This window comes from Phyllobacterium sp. MT110, from assembly GCF_058792715.1.
The window spans coordinates 27,656-46,000 of sequence record NZ_JBXAFE010000006.1; the positions used below are offsets into that span (position 1 = coordinate 27,656).

An 18,345-nucleotide genomic window follows, 5' to 3' on the forward strand; every position below is an offset into this window, starting at 1 on the left:
TAAAGGCTCCCGGGAGAGAGTGCTGATACGATGGATTAGTGCGCAGCGTTGCGCTTGCCGAGCCGCATGCCGGTTGCGCCATCAAACAGGTGGCTGTTCGCCGGATCAATCCCGATGTGAATCCGGTCGCCCGATTTGATCGACAGCCGCTCACGGAACAGACACATGATTTCCTGATCGCCCAGTTTGCCGACCACCATGATTTCCGAGCCCGTCGGCTCGACGACGCTGACGTCAACCGGGATGCCGCCGGCGGCAATCTTGATGTGCTCCGGCCGCACACCATAGATCACGTCCGCTGATCCCGTGGTTTGGATGGTCTGCGGCACGGGCAACGTGATGCCTTCCGGCGTCGCGAACTGCCCTGCCCCGGCCAGACGCCCCTTGACGAAGTTCATCGACGGCGAGCCGATGAAACCGGCGACAAAAAGGTTTGCAGGGTAATCGTAGAGATCGAGCGGCGTGCCGATCTGTTCGACCAAGCCGTCTTTCATCACGACGATCTTGTCGGCCATGGTCATGGCTTCGATCTGGTCATGCGTCACATAGACGATGGTGGTACCAAGCCGCTGATGCAGCCCCTTGATCTCGCTGCGCATCTGTACGCGCAGTTTCGCATCGAGATTGGAAAGCGGCTCGTCGAACAGGAAGACCTGCGGATCACGGACGATGGCGCGTCCCATGGCGACGCGCTGGCGCTGGCCGCCGGACAATTGCCGCGGAAAGCGGTCGAGCAGCTTTTCAAGACCAAGGATTTCCGCCGCGCGGCCGACCCGGCTTTCCTTTTCCTGCTTCGGCGCATTCTTGAGCATGAGCGCGAAGCCCATATTGTCGGCCACCGTCATATGCGGATAGAGCGCGTAGTTCTGGAACACCATGGCGATGTCGCGCTCCTTGGCAGGCAGGTCATTGACCACGCGGCTGCCGATGGCAATTTCCCCGGTGGTGATTTCCTCCAGCCCGGCGATCATGCGCAGCAATGTCGATTTCCCGCAGCCTGACGGGCCGACGAGAATGACGAACTCGCCATCTTCAATATCGACGGAGACACCGTGCATCACATTGACGTTGCCGTATTTCTTGGTGACATCCTTGATCGAGACCGAAGCCATCGCGCCCTCCCTGTTCTTGAAAACCTGTTCTAGCCGCCCTTGACGGCACCGGCGGTGAGACCCGCAATGATCTGGCGCTGGGCGAAAACGGTCAGCAGCAGCACCGGCAGTGTAACGACCAGCGCCGCAGCGGCCAGCGGCCCCCAACTGACCTGCTCGAATGAAAGCATGTTGTAGACCGCGACCGGCAAGGTCCGGGTTTCACGGCTGGCCAGCACGATCCCGAAGACAAAATTGTTCCAGGAGAAGATCACCGCCAGGATCAGCGAAACGACAATACCGGGCTTGGCAATGGGCAGCGCCACCTTGACAAAGACCTGCCAGGAGGTTGCACCGTCGATCATGGCGGCCTCTTCCAGTTCCATCGGTGTCGTCTCGAAATAGCCGATCATGATCCAGATCACGATGGGCACGGTCACAACCAGATGGATGATGATCTGGGGCCACAGCGTTCCCAGCAATCCCATGGTCTGGAACAGCAGGAACAAGGGAATAAGATAGGACAGGCCCGGCGTCATGCGCGCGATCATGACGACGATGGCCGCCTTGTCGGCGCGCAGGCGGGCAATGCCATAGCCGGCAGGCACCCCAACGAGCAGGGCCAGCAATGTCGATATGCCCGTCACAATCAGGCTGTTCCAGAAGTAATGCAGGAAATCGTTCGTGGCAAAAATCTGGGTATAGTTCGACCAGGCAAACCGCTCCGGGATGAAGATCGGCGGATAGGCGCCATTGTCTATCTCGTATTTCAACGACAGCGACAGCATCCAGAGAAAGAAGAAAATGGCGGGCGAAACGATCACGAACACAACGAAGGCGGTGCCCAGTGATTTCAGCGGACTACGGCGGGCCATCGGCGTCTCCCTCAGCTGTTCCATTTGGTCCGCTGGCGCAGATAAAGCAGCGCCATGGACATGGTGATGATGACGACGAAGAAGACCACGGCAATCGCCGAGCCATAGCCGATGTCGTAGTAGGAAAAGGCGACATTGTAGAGATAGATATTGATCGTCTCGGATGCCGTGCCGGGGCCGCCCTGCGTCATGGCGAAGATGATGTCAAAGCTCTTCAGCGCATCGATGGAGCGGATGATCACCGCAACCATCATGAAGGGCAGGATCATCGGCAGCGTGATGTAGCGGAATTTCTGCCAGCCATTGGCGCCATCGATTTCCGCGCTCTCGAAGGGATCGCGCGGCATGGAGGCAAGGCCGCCGAGCACGATGAGCATGACAAGCGGTGTCCACTGCCAGGTCTCGACCAGCACCAGCGACGGGATAACCGTGTTCTGGTTGAATATCCATTCCTGCGGCCCGATGCCAACCAGCGACAGGAGGTAGTTGAGAACCCCGAGCTGCGGGTGGTACATCATGGTCCAGACCAGAGCGATGGCCACGGGCGTGGCCATCATCGGCATGACGAAAATGCCGCGCAGCAGGCCGCGCATCGGCAATTTGCTGTCGAAGATCAGAGCCGCAATGGTGCCAAAAAACAACGGGGCGATGACGGAGAGAAGCGTATAGAGCACGGTGTGCCCCATCGACTGCCAGAAGCGCGTATCGCCTGCCAGGCGGGTAAAATTCGCAAACCCGACGAAGCTCTGTTCTCCGCCGAGATGCCACTCATTGACGCTCATCCACAGGGTGAACGCCCAGGGAAACAGAATGACCGCCCCGACAATGACCAGCGCCGGAATGACAAACGGCCAGTAGCTCGGCTTGAGCCGGCGTTTGCCCGTTCTCGCTTTGGTGGTTTGTGCTTCGGTTGTCATGGTCGGGGCGGCGATTGTCATTTGCCCTCGCTGCGCGCAAGGATGGGACGGAATTCTTCCGTTGCCCGCTTCATTTCCGTTGCGGGATCGGCGCCGCCGAGAAGATTGGTCAGGCCGACACCCATCACGTCGCGGAATTCCGTGACCGGGACGATAACCGGCAGGCAGAGCTGGCTGACCTTGGCCGATGCCGTCAGCACATCAACCCATTCGGACGGCATGGTCACACCCTTGCGGACCTCCGGATCGTTGAGGATCGAATTGCGGAAGGGAACGCCGGAGCCCGTTTGCAGCAGGCGCGCGCCCATCTGCTTCGAAATGGCCCATTGGCAATAGAGGTAAGCCGCTTCCTTCTTCGATGATCCCTCGGTCACGCCGATACCATCGCCGAAGGTAGGCGCAGCCTGCACTGCTGGTCCCTTGGGCATGACGCCGTAACCGACCTTGCCGACGACCCGCGATTTCTCCGGGTTTTCCAGCGGCGGGGCAAAACCGATGCCATCCAGCCACATGGCAACCTTGCCCTGCAGGAAGTTTGACTGGCATTCGGCCCAGTTGAAACCCGTTACGCCGGGCGGTGCGGACTTTGTCATCAGGCGCTGATAGAGCGTTGCGGCCTGAATTGCTTCCGGCGTGTCGGTCTGGAGATTGCCGTCGTCGATCGTGCTCTTGCCATAACCGAGCATGAGGCTGGCCCAAACAGGCGTATTGGCGTTCTTCATGCCGCGGGCAACGAACCCGTATGTACCCTTGCTCGCATCGGTGAGTTTTTCTGCGGCGCTTACAAGCTCATCGAAGGACTTCGGATATTCGATGCCCTTGGCGGCGAAGAGTTCCTTGTTCCAATACAGAATCCAGTAATCCACCGAGAACGGCAGACCGCCGAAACGGCCGTTCTTGTCCTTGGCAAAGGCAAGACCCGCTTCGGCAAAATCGCTTTCGACCAATGACGGCTCGGTGAGCGTGGGGTCCTTCAGGAACGGTGTCAGATCGGCAAGCCAGCCACCCTTCTCGAACTGCCGCTTCTGCACGTGATAACTGATATGGATGACATCGAAGCTCGGCTTGCCGGAGGTCAGTTCGATCACGGCTTTCTGGCGCTGCTGCTGTTCCGGCGTCTGCTCGGAATTGACCTTGATTCCGGTCAATTCTTCGAATTCCTTCTGGTACTTTTGCAGAATATCGCCGCGCGGGCTCTTGATCAGGTTCACCTCAAGGGTCGTGCCTGCATATTTCTTCCAGTCGACATTGGCGAATGCCGGCTTTAGGCCGGCAAAGCTCGCCGCGCCAAGTGCTGCTGATCCGGCAAGAAATTGCCGGCGTGTCGGTTGAATCCGTTTCATGCTTATCGTCCTCCCATAATCCATTGCAGTGCCGTAACTCCCATTTCCGGCACCGTTGCGTCTAAACCTTCAGAGCGAGATTCCTTGCATTGTTGATATGCTCGGCAATGGCATCCATCGCCGTTTGCGGGTTGCGGGTCTCGATTGCCGCAATGACCGCCAGATGCTCGCGCATCACCGGAATAACGCGGCCGGTGATGCGAAACCGCTCCTGATTGATCAAGCGCATCTTGATGGCATTGATCCGATAGGCTTTCGAAATGATCCCATTGCCAAGGGAATCGATGATTGTGTCATGCAGCGACCAATCGATCGCCTGCGCGTGCAGTTCAAGCTCGGGCGTCTCTCCGTCCCTGAGAGCCTTCTCCAAGGTCTCTTCATGTTCGCGCCGCAACCTGGCCAACACCTCATCGGAAGCGGAAACACAGAACAGCGCAACCGCTTCCTTCTCCATGAAGACGCGGAACTGGAAGGCTTCGCGGATCAGATTGATATCGATATGCGCAATCTGTATCCCGCGCTGCGGCACCGTCTTCACCAGCCCCTCAGCTTCGAGACGGGGCACAACTTCGCGGATGGCTCCGAGCGGCATACCCGTCATGGCAACGAGCTGGCGCTGCGACACGAACTGCCCCGGATGAAAGTCACGGGCCAGAAGATGTTCCGTGAAACTCGCATAGGCTTTCTCACGCAATCTTACCGGCTCGCCGCTGTCATCCATGCCTGTTCCTCCTCAGACGCCTTCACGATTCCCCGTCAGGCGGCCGCCGCGACAAACAGACGATCAAAGACTGCCGTCAGATGCTTGCGATCGCCGTCCGGCAAGGCTTCGAGCGGGCCACGCGTCCGCCGCCAGCCTTCTTCGCCCTGGTGATGGGCAACCATCGCCTTCACAGCCGGAATCACCGGATATTTCACCAGTTCATTGACAGCCGCAACCACCTCTTCATCGTCGCGCCCTTCATCGATCATACGCACGAGACGTTCGGGGTAGATATTGGCCAGACCCGAGATGGCACCCTGCCCGCCGAGCCGCACGCCCGCAGCAAGGCTGCGCTCATCGCCGATCAGGATGGCAAGGTCATTGTGCCGCGCCAGCATCTTTTCCGTATAGCTCCAGTTGCCGGAAGAATCCTTGACCCCTGCAATCGCTCCAGGGAAGGCCTCACGCAACCGGCTGACCAGATCAACCGAAATCTCGACTGCCGTCACCGAGGGCAGATTATACAGAATGATGCCGCGCACATCCGCGCCGATTGCCTTGAACGCCGCCGCATGCCAGTCAAAGAGGCCGTCATCGCTGACATTCTTGAAATAGGACGGCGGCGCCAGGAGAATACCGCGGCATCCCGCATCCAGCGCAAACCGTGCCTGCTCTGCCGCATCGACATGCGAATTGGCCATGACGCCAACGACAATCTGCGACGGCGCGATGCCTGCCGCAATAAATCCCTTGATGACGGCCTGGCGCTCATGAATACCGATGGACGAGCCCTCGCCCGTCGTCCCGAACAGGGTGACGCTGCTGCAGCCGCGCTGCAGACAGGTTTTTGCATGGTGAATTGCCGAGGGCAGATCAATTGCCAGCGCAGCATCAAACGGCATCGTCAATGCCGCAGAAAGTCCAAATCGTTCAACCCGAGACAATGATTTTCCTCCCACCCTCTCAATGCATAAAGACTACTAACATGTTAGTTGATAGTCAACATGCTGTCACATACATTTTTGCGAGTATGGATACAAATGTTATGAATTGAACAGCACGTGCTCGACTTCGTTCCGCGTCGGCGCACCGGCGCGTCCGCCAAACCGGGTGCATTTGATCGCCGCCGCCGCGCTGGCAAAACGCATGATCTCCTCCATGCCATGCCCTTCCGCCAGCGCCAGCGCGAAGGCGCCGTGAAACACATCTCCGGCGGCCAGCGTATCCACGGCATCAACGGCAAAAGCGGGCATATGGTGTACAATTCCCGCTTCGCCGCCCGACCAGTAGCAGCCCTTGCCGCCGCCGGTGACAGCGACAAAACCGCGATACCGGGCCGCCAAGGCAATGACGGCACGCTCGATATCCGCCTCACCGGTGATGATTTCGGCTGCCGGTTCCGAGGCGACAATATGCGATGCAAGCGGCAGCAGCCGCTCAAGGGTCTCCAGCGGCGCGACATCGGCATCGAGCACGCCATGAATGCCAGTCTCGCGCGCTGCCCTGAGCGCAGTGGCAGCAGCCAGCGGCCAGCGAACATCGGTCATCACCACATCGAACGCGCCGTCCTCGATGGGCGGGATCTGTTCCGGCGCACTCAACAGGGTCTTGTCATAGAAGGGCACGATCATGCGCTCGCCCGACCTGTCGACAAAGATCGAGGAAAAAGCCGACCGCGCGCCTTGGATGCGACGGACAAAGGTGCAGTCAACCCCTTCCTCCGCCAGCTCACCGACCACGCGATCGCCGACATGGTCCAGCCCCGCCGACGCCCACAAAGACGCGCTGCCGCCCAGCCTTGCAATGGTTGCCGCCTGGCTCGATGCCATGCCTGCCGCGATCTCCACGGCCTCCTGCGGGATGAACTTGCCGGGACCGGGCGGCAGGGTGTCGAGCCGGAAGATGGTGTCCATCGTCAGGGCACCAACGCACAGAATCCTTGGCTTCGTATTTGCCGGCATCGTCACACTATCCATATTGGCTGAATCATCAGAAGGGTCAGGCGATAAGGAAACGTTTCGTTGAGCAGGTCAAGCCGGGGGAGCCATGGAGTTTTTCGTGGAACGCCGGGAGAACCAGCGGACCAAACGATTGCCGATTGATCCCGGCAGCCCTATGGTCGCCGTCCGATCAAGTTTGATGAGACCAGTATGACTGCCACAACTGCCCGTATTGCGCGTATCATTGCCACCGAGATCAATGCCAGGCCCGAACAGGCCAATGCGGCGATTGAACTGCTGGACGGCGGCGCGACCGTTCCGTTCATTGCCCGCTACCGCAAAGAGGTGACGGGCGGACTTGACGATACGCAGCTGCGGCTTCTCGACGAACGGCTCATCTACCTGCGCGAGCTTGACGCCCGGCGCGACACCATCATCGAGTCCATCCGCAGCCAGGGCAAGCTGACCGACGAGCTGGAGACCAAGATCCTGGCGTCCGCCACCAAGGCCGAGCTTGAGGACATTTATCTCCCCTACAAGCCCAAGCGGCGCACGCGGGCCGAAATTGCCCGCGAACGCGGATTGGGGCCGCTGGCTGAAACGATTCTCGCCGACCGCCGCAGCGTTCCATCCGAACTGGCCCAGACTTTTCTTTCGGCGGATGTGCCGGATGTGAAAACGGCGCTGGATGGCGCACGCGATATTCTGGTCGAAACCTTCTCGGAAAATGCCGATCTCGTCGGCCGCCTGCGCAACCACATGAAGGACAAGGCCGTTCTGCGCGCCAGGGTCGCCGACGGCAAGCAGGAAGCGGGCGCGAAATTCTCCGACTATTTCAGCCATTTCGAACGCTGGTCGACCATCCCCAGCCATCGCGCCCTCGCCATGCTGCGCGGGCGCAACGAAGACGTGCTTTCCCTCGACATTGAAGTCGATGCCGACGACACCTCTCCGGTGAAGCCGGTGGAACGCATGATCGCCGGTGCCTATGCAATTTCCCCGAGCGGAACCGCCGCCGACAGCTGGCTGATGGACGTCGTCCGCTGGGCCTGGCGGGCGCGCCTGTCGCTCAACCTTTCCATCGACCTGATGACACAGATGCGTGAAAAGGCGGAGGAAGAGGCGATCCACGTTTTCGCCCGCAACCTGAAAGACCTGCTGCTGGCGGCACCGGCCGGATCGCGCGCAACCATGGGCCTCGATCCCGGCATCCGCACCGGCGTGAAAGTGGCTGTCGTCGATGGTACCGGCAAGGTGCTCGACACGACGACCGTCTATCCCTTTCCGCCGCGCAACGATCTGCGTGGAACCCAGGCCGAACTGGCGCGGCTGGCCGGCAAACACAAGATCGAGCTGATCGCCATCGGCAACGGTACCGGCAGCCGCGAGACAGAACGCCTTGTCGCAGACATGCTTGCCGACATGCCCTCGCCCAAGCCGCTGAAGGTGATCGTCAGCGAGGCGGGTGCTTCGGTCTATTCGGCATCGGCGACGGCTGCCGCAGAATTCCCGGATCTCGACGTATCGCTCAGAGGCGCCGTTTCCATCGCCCGGCGCCTGCAGGACCCGCTGGCGGAACTCGTCAAGATCGAACCGAAATCCATCGGCGTCGGCCAGTACCAGCACGACGTCGACCAGTATCGCCTGGCCCGCTCGCTCGACGGTGTTGTCGAAGATGCCGTGAATGCGGTCGGCGTCGACCTCAACACCGCATCGGCGCCGCTGCTGGCCCGCATTTCGGGCCTGGGAACGTCGCTGGCAGAAGCCGTGGTCGCTTACCGCAACGACGTCGGTCCGTTCAAGACCCGCCGTGACCTCCTGAAAGTCGCGCGGTTGGGGCCACGCGCCTTCGAACAATGTGCGGGCTTCCTGCGTATTCCCGACGGCACCGAGCCGCTGGACGCTTCGGCGGTTCATCCGGAGGCTTACGGCGTCGCCAAGAAGATTGTCAGCGCCTGCGGCCGCGACGTGCGTTCGCTGATGAATGACTGCGCCGCCCTGAAGGCGCTCGATCCGCGCCTCTTCGTCGACGAGCGGTTCGGCCTTCCGACGGTTCGCGACATCATCGCCGAGCTGGAAAAGCCCGGCCGCGATCCGCGGCCGCAGTTCAAAACCGCGGCCTTTGCCGATGGTATCGACAACATCAAGGACCTGAAGCCGGGAATGATGCTGGAAGGAACGGTCACCAATGTGGCTGCCTTTGGCGCCTTTGTGGATATCGGCGTGCATCAGGACGGATTGGTGCATCTGTCACAACTGGCAGACCGTTTCGTCAAGGACGCCCACGAGGTCGTCAAGGCGGGGGATGTGGTGAAAGTCCGCGTTGTGGATATCGACGTCAAGCGCAACCGCATCAGCCTGACCATGCGCAAGGATGGTAGCGCCCCTGCCCCAAGGGAGCAAAGGGCTGACAGCACCGGCTTCAAGCCGAAACCGGCAGCGCAGGGCAAACCACAACCATCGACAACACAGGGTGCTTTCGGCGCGGCGCTCGCGGATGCACTTCGGAAGAAATAGTCCCGTCAGTGCATGTCCATCGGCGTCTTATGCGCAGCGATATCGTGCGGCAGGATTGTTTGCCGCTCGATCATGCGATGGACCCGGATTTCGCCGCCCCGATGCAGCGCGCGGATCCGGTCGCCAACCACAGCATCCGCCTGCGTTCGCCGCTGGTTGTGGCGGACATATTCGACCCAGGTGGGCGTGTGGTAGGTTTCGGTCCAGATTTCCGGTTTCTCCAGATCGCGCATCAGCGCCCATTGCCCCGCACCGTCGCGGATCCGCACACGCCGCCGGTCTGACATCAGCGCGAGAAATTCGGGAATGTCTGCTTCGGCGATCTCGTAGTCGATCATGATGACAATCGGCCCACTGCGCGGCTTCAGGTCAAGCGCCAGCAGTGGTTCGCTGAACCGGTTGAGCGGATCGAGATTGAGCGACTTGAACTCCGGCAGGGCGTAGCGCAGGCCAATCACGGCACCGAGCAGCATGAGCACTCCGGAAGCGATCAGAGCCCTGTCCGCGCCGTATTGTTCGGCGGCCGCGCCCCAGAGCCAGCTGCCCGCAGCAATACCCGCAAATGTCGTCGTCTGGTAGAGCGACAGGGCCCGTCCCACCACCCAGCGCGGCGTCGACAGCTGCACCGTGACATTGAACAGCGAGAGGGCCAGGACCCAGCAGGCCCCGGCCAGCAGCAGGGCGATATTGGTGGGCCACACCGACGTGCTGACCGCCGTCACCGCCGCGCTCACCGCAAATCCGGCAAAGGCATACCGCACGATTGCCTCGCTCGAGAGGAATTCACGCAGGCGCGCACTGAGCAGCGCACCGCCGATGGCACCGATGCCGAACGAGCCGAGCATGACACCGTAGGTCAGAGGACCGCCATGGACGAGATCGCGCGCAACGAGCGGCAGGAGCGCCAGAATCGCACTGGCTGAAAGACCGAAGACAAAGCCGCGAACGACCACCTTGCCGATATTGGGCGACATGGCGACGTAGCGCAGGCCCGCCGAAATGGCGCGGCCGAGCGATTCGCGCGGCAAGGGGCTCGGATCGATTTTCGGCTGCCAGCGCATCAGGGCATAGATCACGGCGAAATAGCTGGCCGCGTTGACCGCAAACGTCGCCGCAGCACCGGCAACCGCAACGATGAGGCCGCCAATGGCCGGACCAACACTGCGCGTGATGTTGAAGCCCATGCTGTTCAGCGCCACCGCATTGGGCAGATCGTCCCGGGGAACCATGTCACCGACCGAGGCCTGCCAGGATGGATTGTTGAGAGCCGTCCCGCAGCCCAGCAGAAAGGTGAATGCCAGGAGAAGCCAGGGGGTGATGAGCCCGAGATAGGCAAAAACCGTTAGAAACGCTGAAACGACCAGCATGAACCACTGTGCCACCAGCATCACCTTGCGCCGGTCGAAATTGTCCGCCAGCGCGCCGGATACCAAGGAAAAGATCATGATGGGCAGTGCCGTGGAGGCCTGCACAAGTGCCACCATGTTCACCGAATCAGAAATCGACGTCATCATCCATGCGGCACCCACCGCCTGGATCAGCGAGCCGAAATTGGAGACCAGGCTCGCGATCCAGATAGTGCGGAACGTGTCGTGCTTGAACGGGGCCAGTGGTGATGATCGGTCCGCCACCTCGTCTGCTTTCTCTTCGCTGTGCGTTGCAAATCACTTTCAGACAGTTATAGGCCTGACGTATCGGATTGCCAGCGGCCAAATGGCTTCGCCGGCATTTTCGATAGCCTGGCAACCAGTTGCAGGGACGACCCAGCCATTTGCGCCCATTAAATTCGTGTATGGAAGATAAAATGCGGCGCAGTGCAAAAACCATCCGAACAGGGGTTTTCATCCTGAACGAATTGGACTATATGACCCCGCACCGGCTTAATCAGCCACCGCACAAAAGCGGTTGTTGGGGAATAGGTTAACGGTAGACCCACGGACTCTGACTCCGTTAGTCCTGGTTCGAATCCAGGTTCCCCAGCCACTTTTTCCATCCGCACTCCCCCAGCTATATTCTGACATCGATCGTTGTTGACTTTCGATCATGCGCGGCTGACATCTTACGAGCGAATCCAGCGGCAACGGCTTGAGTGGTTGTGACATTACAATGAGCAGTCTGAAATTTGGCACAAGCGGCCTTCGCGGCCTTGTAACCGAACTACCCGATGAGGTCTGCAAAGCCTATACGCTCGCATTCCTGACACACATGCAGAAAGTCAAAGGCGTTGCGTCCGGCAGCCCTTTGCTCGTTGGTTACGATCTGCGTTCCAGCAGTCCGCGGATGGCGGCCGCATGCATGGCGGCCGCAGAAGCCTTTGGAATGCGGGTGGAAAACTGCGGTCCCTTGCCGACACCGGCACTGGCGTTTCGCGCGCTCAGCCTCAAGGCACCGGCCATCATGGTCACGGGCAGCCATATTCCCGCAGACCGGAATGGCCTGAAGTTCTACCGGCCCGACGGCGAGATCGACAAGGCCGATGAAGCCGGCATCCTGGCCGTCCTTGATCTGGAGGCGAAAAAGCCGGCGGGCTCCGTCGGACAGGCGGCAATCGTGCCGGATGCGCTGCAACATTATATCAGGCGAAGCATCTCCGTTTTGAGGCCGAATGCTTTGGCCGGCAAGAGAATCGGCGTTTATCAGCACAGCTCCGTTGCGGGTGATCTGATCGTCACCATCCTGCAGAACCTCGCCGCTGATGCCGTGGCGCTTGGGCATTCCGCCGTATTCGTGCCCGTTGACACCGAAGCTCTCCGTCCCGAAGATATCGCATTTGCCACCGATGCCTGCAACAAATACAAGCTCGACGCGCTGGTTTCGACCGATGGCGACGCCGACCGGCCGCTTGTTGCCGATGAAAATGGTGTTTTTCTGCGCGGCGACAGTGTCGGCCTTCTGACGGCACATTTTCTTGATGCGGATGCGGTCGTAACGCCCGTCACCTCCAATACGGCCATTGAGCTGAGCGGTCTCTTCACGAAAGTCTACCGGACACGTGTCGGATCGCCCTACGTGATCGAAGGCATGGAGCAGGCCCGCAGGGATGGGTTCCGGCGAATCGTGGGTTTTGAAGCCAATGGCGGGGTGCTATTGGGTTCAACTCTCGCCATGAATGGCGGAACATTGGAGGCCTTGCCAACCCGCGACGCCATGCTTCCGATCCTGAGTGTCCTCGGCACGGCAGCCGGCAGAGGCGTTCCGGTGTCAGCGCTGCTTCGGGATCTGCCCTCCCGCTTTACGCGCAGCGGCCGGCTCGAGCACATTGCATCGACGGCCAGTGGCCCCTTCCTGCAGGGTCTGCTTGACAGTGTCCGCCGCGACGCCTTCTTCGCGCCGGTCGGCACGATCAGGGAAAGCGATGCCATTGACGGCGTGCGTGTCGTCCTTTCGACGGGCGACGTCATTCACTATCGGGCCTCGGGCAATGCGCCTGAGCTGCGCTGTTATGCCGAAGCATCCGATGACGGCCGCGCCGAAGATTTGCTTCATTGGGGTTTGACGCGTGCCCGTGCAATGCTGGGGACGCATTCATAGCCTGGGGCTTTTACAGCGCGCTCGGCTGCAACAGCCGTTTGACCGTCGATATGGTCGACTGTTCCCAGGACGGCGCCTGCCAGCCGAACACAGCATGGAATTTTTCGGTGTTGAGACGCGAGTTCAGCGGGCGGCGGGCTTTCGTCGGATATTCCGACGTCAGGATGTCCTTCACCTCGGCGAACGGGCCCTGCTCATCCCGGCTGGCCTGAAAGATCGCCCGGGCGAAGGTGCTCCAGTTGGTACTGCCCGTTCCGGCAAGATGATAGACACCGAATGCATCGAATTGCGGGTCCGTACGAAGGCGGTTCGCGGCGTGCAGGATGCCGTCGGCAATATCGATGGCCGATGTCGGGTTTCCCCATTGATCGGATACCACCGACAGGCTGTCCCGGTTTGCGGCCAGATGCAGCATGGTTTTGATAAAATTCTTTCCGAACGGGCTATACACCCACGCCGTGCGCAGGATGAGGTGTTTGCCGTTGGCCTGTGCGACCAAAGCCTCGCCAGCGAGCTTCGTCTGGCCGTAAACGCCGTGCGGTCCTGTCGGGTCATCTTCCGCATAGGGGGTATCCCCTTCGCCAGCGAACACATAATCGGTTGAAAGATGAACAACCGGCGCACCAGCCCGCGCCGCGGCCGCGGCAACAGTTCCGGCACCGGTCGCATTGATGGCATGAGCCAATTCAGGCTCATCCTCCGCCTGATCAACGGCCGTATAGGCCGCAGCAGATACAACGAGATCTGGTTTTGCTGTAGCGATCGCATCGAAGACGGTATCTGGCTGCGCCAGATCAAAATCCGGGCGTCCGAGGGTCAGGAGCGTTATTTCGGGGTGCAGGCTGGCGCGCTCGACCAGACTGCGGACAACCTGCCCTTCCCGGCCCGTTACGACAATTTTCATGCCGTCCCCTTCTTCAGGGAGACAGAGCCAAGCCGTTCACCCGCATAGCTTCCGCTGCGGATCGGCTCCCACCACCACGTGTTGTCGAGATACCATTGTATGGTCCGTTCCAAACCGGTATCGAAGGTTTCGGCCGGTTTCCAGCCGAGTTCACGTTCGATCTTTGACGCGTCGATGGCATAGCGGCGGTCATGTCCGGGACGGTCGGTCACGAATGTGATGAGATCCCGGTAACGCGCGCCGCCCTTGCGCGGACGCTTGTTGTCGAGAATATCGCAAATGGTTTCGACAACGCTGAGATTGGTGCGTTCCGCGCGACCGCCGATATTGTAGCTTTCGCCCGGCTTGCCCTTCGTCACCACCAGTTCCAATGCCCGCGCATGATCCTCAACGAACAGCCAGTCGCGAACATTTGCGCCTGCACCATAGACGGGCAATGGCTTCTCATCGAGCGCATTGAGAATAACAAGCGGAATGAGCTTTTCCGGAAAATGGAAGGGACCATAATTGTTCGAGCAGTTCGACAGAACCACCGGCAGACCATATGTCTCGTGCCACGCGCGGACCAGATGGTCCGAGGCTGCCTTTGACGCCGAGTATGGAGATGACGGTGCATAAGGCGTTTCCTCGGTGAAAATGCCGCTGTCGAACGGCAAATCCCCGAACACTTCGTCCGTGGAAATGTGGTGAAAGCGGAATTCGGACTTGGCGGGTTCGGGCAGATCTCGCCAATAGGCCAGCGCCGCATTCAGCATGCGGAATGTACCCACGATATTGGTCTCGATGAACGCTGCAGGGCCATCAATGGAGCGGTCCACATGGCTCTCGGCCGCCAAATGCATGACCGCCTCGATCTTTTCGGTGCGAAGCACGTCAAGAATGGCGGCGTCATCGCAGATATCAGCCTCGACGAAGCTGTAGTTGGGATAATTCTCGATCTGGCGAAGCGATGCGAGATTGCCCGCATAGGTCAGTTTGTCGACGTTGACGACCTGATTGCGGGGATTGGAGGCGAGATGGCGGCAGACCGCCGACCCGATAAAACCCGCACCACCCGTGACTAGAATTCTCATGAAATAGCCTCTCCCTCAGGGAAAAATATCGGAACCGTCAAGCAGCGGCGCTTTCCGGTCCTTGTCGGAAAGCTGAAGCGTGGAAGCCTCGAGCGGCCAGTCAATGCCAATCGAAGGATCGTCGAAGCGGATACCACGGTCGTGTTGCGGCGAGTAATAATCCGTCACCTTGTAGATCACCTCGGTGTTCTCTTCCAAAGTGACGAAACCGTGGGCAAAACCCTTCGGGACCAGAATCTGGTTCCATTTGGCCGCCGAGACTTCAAGCGAAACCCATTTTCCGAACGTCGGGGAGCTTTTGCGAATATCGACGACCACATCGAGAATGGAGCCCTTGACCACGCGCACCAGCTTGTCCTGTGCGCGCGGCGGGAGCTGATAGTGCAGGCCGCGCAACACGCCCTTTGCAGCGGAGAACGAATGATTGTCCTGCACGAACTGCAACGTGATTCCGGCCGCGTCGAAACGCTCCGCATTGTATGTTTCGGAGAAAAAGCCCCGGTCGTCGCCGAACTTCGGCGGCAAAATCTCAAGAACGCCCTCGAGGGCGAGAGGCCTGACTTCCATCATTCTGTTCCAATCTCCGCAGCACGCCGCCGCAGATATGCGGCATATTCGGTCTTGCCCATTTTGGCTGCTCTTTCAAGTACCTGATCGGCATTCAACCAGCCCCATTCCAGGCCGATTTCCTCCGGGCATGCAATCTTGATGCCCTGCCGGTGTTCGATTGTCCGGACAAACGACGACGCCTCATGCAAGCTGTCATGGGTACCGGTATCGAGCCATGCATAGCCGCGGCCCAGTTGCTGAACCTGCAGTTCCCCGCGTTCAAGGTAAATATTGTTGACACTGGTGATTTCCAGCTCCCCGCGCGACGAGGGTTTAATCGACCGCGCAATGTCCACAACATCGTTGCTGTAAAAATACAGGCCCGTCACGGCCCAATGCGACTTGGGGCGTTCGGGTTTTTCTTCAATAGACAATGCCTTGCCGGTAACCTTGTCAAAATCCACCACGCCATAGCGTTGCGGATCCTCGACGTGGTAAGCGAATACCATGCCGCCCTTGGTTATCGATGAGGCAACCTGGCATAGCTTGGAAAGGCCATCGCCGAAATAGATGTTGTCGCCCAGAATCATCGCAACACTGTCCTGGCCGATGAAGTCGCGCCCGATGATGAACGCTTCGGCCAGACCATTTGGCTGCGGCTGTTCGGCATAGGAGAAATTGACCCCGAAATCAGCCCCGTCTCCAAGCAGTTTTTGGAAGAGCGGCAAATCATGCGGCGTCGAGATGATCAGAATGTCGCGTATTCCGGCGAGCATCAGAACGCTCAGCGGGTAATAGATCATGGGCTTATCATAGATGGGAAGGATTTGCTTCGACACAGCGATCGTTAGTGGATAAAGACGTGTACCGCTGCCCCCGGCTAATATAATACCCTTCATGCGATCGCTTCCTTATGTCAATGCTACAAACTGAGCCGATATATGACGCCCTAATTGGCCACACTTGGTTTCATGCAAAGATGGCGAAATGCGGTTCACCGGTCATTGAAAAACCATTTGGCGACAACAGAAAGACAAGTCAACCGGAAGTAAATGAGAAGTCGGCGTGACCCGGATGTTTCCCACCACACAACCTATTGTTTTCACACCATGATCCTGGTTTAGAACCAAATATGCGGTCCAGGTAACACGGAACCTTAAATGCGAATTGAACAACAGCCAGAAGTCAGCGCGATCATCGTGACCTACAATCCGGATCTTGCGGGTCTTGCAGCACTTCTGAACGCAACCAGTCCGCAAGTCGCCCGTGTCATCGTCGTTGACAATGGTTCGAAAATGAATCTGGAACAATGGTTTGCAAGCCAGAGCAATCAAGCGGAATTTGTACCGCTTGACGCCAATTACGGTATTGCCAAAGCGCAGAACGTCGGGATCGACCGGGCACGCGCATCGGGTTCAAGCTTTGTTCTCCTGCTCGACCAGGACAGCATACCGGCACCAGACATGGTCGCCACGCTGCTGTCGGCGGCAAAAGCCCAGATTGCCAAGGGGGTGAAGCTCGGATGTGTCGGTCCGCGTTATGAGGACTCGCGGCAAAAAAATCCGCCTCCATTCATCAAAACGGAAGGATTGCGGCTTCGGCGGCAGACCTGTGGCACGGCCGATGCGGTCGTCGATGTCGATTATCTCATAGCATCGGGCTGCCTCATTCCGACAGCGACCCTTGATGACGTCGGCGGCATGAAAGAGGAACTTTTCATCGACTATGTCGACATCGAATGGGGTCTGCGGGCGCAACACATGGGATACCGGTCCTTTGGGGTTTGCGCCGCCGAAATGCAGCATGATCTGGGTGACAATCCGATAAAGTTTCGTGGACGGTTCATCCCGGTGCACAGCCCGCTGCGGCATTACTACCATTTCCGCAATGCCATCTGGCTTTACCGGCAGCCCTGGCTGCGCGCCAACTGGAAGATCGTCGATGCGGTGCGTCTGGTCCGGAAATTTGTGTTCTACAGTGTCTTTACAGTGCCAAGACTGCAGCACGCCGGGATGATGACGTTGGGCATTTTTCACGGTCTTTTCGGCCGCATGGGAAAGAAACCGAGCAATGGTTGAACGGAGCCTTGCCGCCATGTCCCAGGACTTCGACCTCACCATAGGCGTGGTTATTTTCAAACCCGAACAGGCCGTGCTCGCGGCCACGCTGACGAGCCTTCGGAAAGCCGTGGAGACGATTGCCCCGCTTCGCGCCAAACTCTATGTGATCGACAATTCGCCCGAGCCTGCAGACCACGGCTGGATGAGAAATCTGCTGCCTGACCTGCCACTTGAGATCATCGCAGGGCATGGCAATGTCGGCTTTGGTGCGGCCAACAACATGGTTCTGGACAGGGCGGGGAAATTTCACCTCGTCTTGAATCCCGATGTGGAAATGGAGCCGGATGCCCTGAAGCAGGCATTGACCTTCATGACCGGTGCGCCGGAAACGGGACTGATCACGCCCAAGGCGTTCAATCCGGACGGGAGCACGCAATATCTCTGCAAGCGCTATCCAGCAGTCTTCGACCTGCTTCTTCGCGGCTTTGCGCCTGCCCGCATCAAGGCAATGTTCCGCCGGCGCCTTGAACGGTACGAAATGCGCGAGGAGATCGCCAGCACCCCGTTCTGGGACCCGCCTATTGTCAGCGGATGCTTCATGTTTTTCCGCGGCGATGTTTACAGGCAGCTGGGCGGTTTTGATCCACGCTATCTCCTGTATTTCGAGGATTTCGATATTTCCCTGCGCGTTCGCAAGATAGCACGCATTGCCTATGTGCCAGCGGTCCGGATCGTGCATGAAGGCGGTCGGGCCGCAAGCAAGGGCCTTTGGCACATCCGGCAGTTCCTCCGCTCGGCCTTGATATTCTACAGGACCTATCCGCTGAAGCTTTTCTAGGCGG

General features: G+C 59.2%; 16 protein-coding genes and 1 tRNA gene. 5 read left to right on the forward strand and 12 right to left on the reverse strand.

Features of this window, described 5'->3' with window-relative positions:
- Positions 1-35 precede the first annotated feature (35 nt).
- The 7 genes from AC1Q5O_RS21830 to AC1Q5O_RS21860 all read right to left on the reverse strand — a co-directional run bounded on the left by AC1Q5O_RS21830 (position 36) and on the right by AC1Q5O_RS21860 (position 6,890).
- Entirely contained in the window at positions 36-1,112 is a 1,077-nt protein-coding gene (locus AC1Q5O_RS21830) for an ABC transporter ATP-binding protein (protein ID WP_492565893.1), read from the reverse strand.
- A 29-nt stretch (positions 1,113-1,141) separates the two neighbouring features.
- Positions 1,142-1,966 (reverse strand): carbohydrate ABC transporter permease, encoded by an 825-nt coding sequence (locus AC1Q5O_RS21835; protein WP_112522346.1) that lies wholly within the window; start codon positions 1,964-1,966, stop codon positions 1,142-1,144.
- A gap of 11 nt (positions 1,967-1,977) precedes the next feature.
- Entirely contained in the window at positions 1,978-2,883 is a 906-nt protein-coding gene (locus AC1Q5O_RS21840) for a carbohydrate ABC transporter permease (RefSeq protein ID WP_492566321.1), read from the reverse strand.
- 17 nt (positions 2,884-2,900) lie between these two features.
- Positions 2,901-4,226 carry an ABC transporter substrate-binding protein gene (locus AC1Q5O_RS21845; protein WP_346304903.1) on the reverse strand — a complete coding sequence of 442 codons (1,326 nt, stop codon included), beginning with the start codon at positions 4,224-4,226 and terminating at the stop codon, positions 2,901-2,903.
- 61 nt (positions 4,227-4,287) lie between these two features.
- Positions 4,288-4,947: a GntR family transcriptional regulator gene (locus tag AC1Q5O_RS21850; protein ID WP_464663950.1), complete on the reverse strand. Its 660-nt coding sequence runs from the start codon at positions 4,945-4,947 to the stop codon at positions 4,288-4,290.
- 35 nt (positions 4,948-4,982) lie between these two features.
- A complete protein-coding gene (locus AC1Q5O_RS21855) occupies positions 4,983-5,873 on the reverse strand; it encodes a dihydrodipicolinate synthase family protein (RefSeq protein ID WP_492565896.1) in 891 nt (296 codons plus the stop codon).
- 99 nt (positions 5,874-5,972) lie between these two features.
- Complete coding sequence (locus AC1Q5O_RS21860; protein WP_492565898.1) at positions 5,973-6,890, reverse strand: sugar kinase; 918 nt, start codon at positions 6,888-6,890, stop codon at positions 5,973-5,975.
- 189 nt (positions 6,891-7,079) lie between these two features.
- On the opposite strand from AC1Q5O_RS21860, the gene AC1Q5O_RS21865 reads away from it, so the two are divergent.
- Positions 7,080-9,386: a Tex family protein gene (locus tag AC1Q5O_RS21865; RefSeq protein ID WP_472460210.1), complete on the forward strand. Its 2,307-nt coding sequence runs from the start codon at positions 7,080-7,082 to the stop codon at positions 9,384-9,386.
- Between the two features lie 5 nt (positions 9,387-9,391).
- Here the strand turns inward: AC1Q5O_RS21865 and AC1Q5O_RS21870 are convergent, their stop codons facing one another.
- Complete coding sequence (locus AC1Q5O_RS21870; RefSeq protein ID WP_492565900.1) at positions 9,392-11,017, reverse strand: MFS transporter; 1,626 nt, start codon at positions 11,015-11,017, stop codon at positions 9,392-9,394.
- Positions 11,018-11,295: 278 nt separating this feature from the next.
- On the opposite strand from AC1Q5O_RS21870, the gene AC1Q5O_RS21875 reads away from it, so the two are divergent.
- Positions 11,296-11,369, forward strand: a tRNA-Gln gene (locus AC1Q5O_RS21875).
- 117 nt (positions 11,370-11,486) lie between these two features.
- Positions 11,487-12,917, forward strand: a complete 1,431-nt coding sequence (locus tag AC1Q5O_RS21880; protein WP_492566323.1) for a phosphomannomutase — start codon at positions 11,487-11,489, stop codon at positions 12,915-12,917.
- Positions 12,918-12,927: 10 nt separating this feature from the next.
- Here the strand turns inward: AC1Q5O_RS21880 and rfbD are convergent, their stop codons facing one another.
- From rfbD to rfbA, 4 genes are read right to left on the reverse strand one after another with little or no spacing between them, the layout of a single operon-like run.
- A complete protein-coding gene (gene rfbD / locus AC1Q5O_RS21885; protein WP_464663940.1) occupies positions 12,928-13,821 on the reverse strand; it encodes a dTDP-4-dehydrorhamnose reductase in 894 nt (297 codons plus the stop codon).
- Positions 13,818-14,894, reverse strand: a complete 1,077-nt coding sequence (rfbB, locus tag AC1Q5O_RS21890) for a dTDP-glucose 4,6-dehydratase (protein ID WP_464663938.1) — start codon at positions 14,892-14,894, stop codon at positions 13,818-13,820. The genes rfbD and rfbB overlap by 4 nt, the downstream gene beginning before the upstream one ends.
- A 15-nt stretch (positions 14,895-14,909) precedes the next feature.
- The gene (rfbC, locus tag AC1Q5O_RS21895) at positions 14,910-15,464 is read right to left on the reverse strand and encodes a dTDP-4-dehydrorhamnose 3,5-epimerase (protein ID WP_162800156.1); all 555 of its coding nucleotides are present in this window, start codon (positions 15,462-15,464) and stop codon (positions 14,910-14,912) included.
- Complete coding sequence (rfbA, locus tag AC1Q5O_RS21900) at positions 15,461-16,342, reverse strand: glucose-1-phosphate thymidylyltransferase RfbA (RefSeq protein ID WP_464663934.1); 882 nt, start codon at positions 16,340-16,342, stop codon at positions 15,461-15,463. Before rfbA ends, rfbC begins: the two co-directional genes overlap by 4 nt.
- Positions 16,343-16,603: 261 nt before the next feature.
- On the opposite strand from rfbA, the gene AC1Q5O_RS21905 reads away from it, so the two are divergent.
- Complete coding sequence (locus AC1Q5O_RS21905; protein WP_492565904.1) at positions 16,604-17,521, forward strand: glycosyltransferase family 2 protein; 918 nt, start codon at positions 16,604-16,606, stop codon at positions 17,519-17,521.
- Positions 17,514-18,341, forward strand: coding sequence for a glycosyltransferase family 2 protein (locus AC1Q5O_RS21910; protein ID WP_472460215.1), 828 nt, complete (start codon positions 17,514-17,516; stop codon positions 18,339-18,341). Before AC1Q5O_RS21905 ends, AC1Q5O_RS21910 begins: the two co-directional genes overlap by 8 nt.
- Positions 18,342-18,345 lie beyond the last annotated feature (4 nt).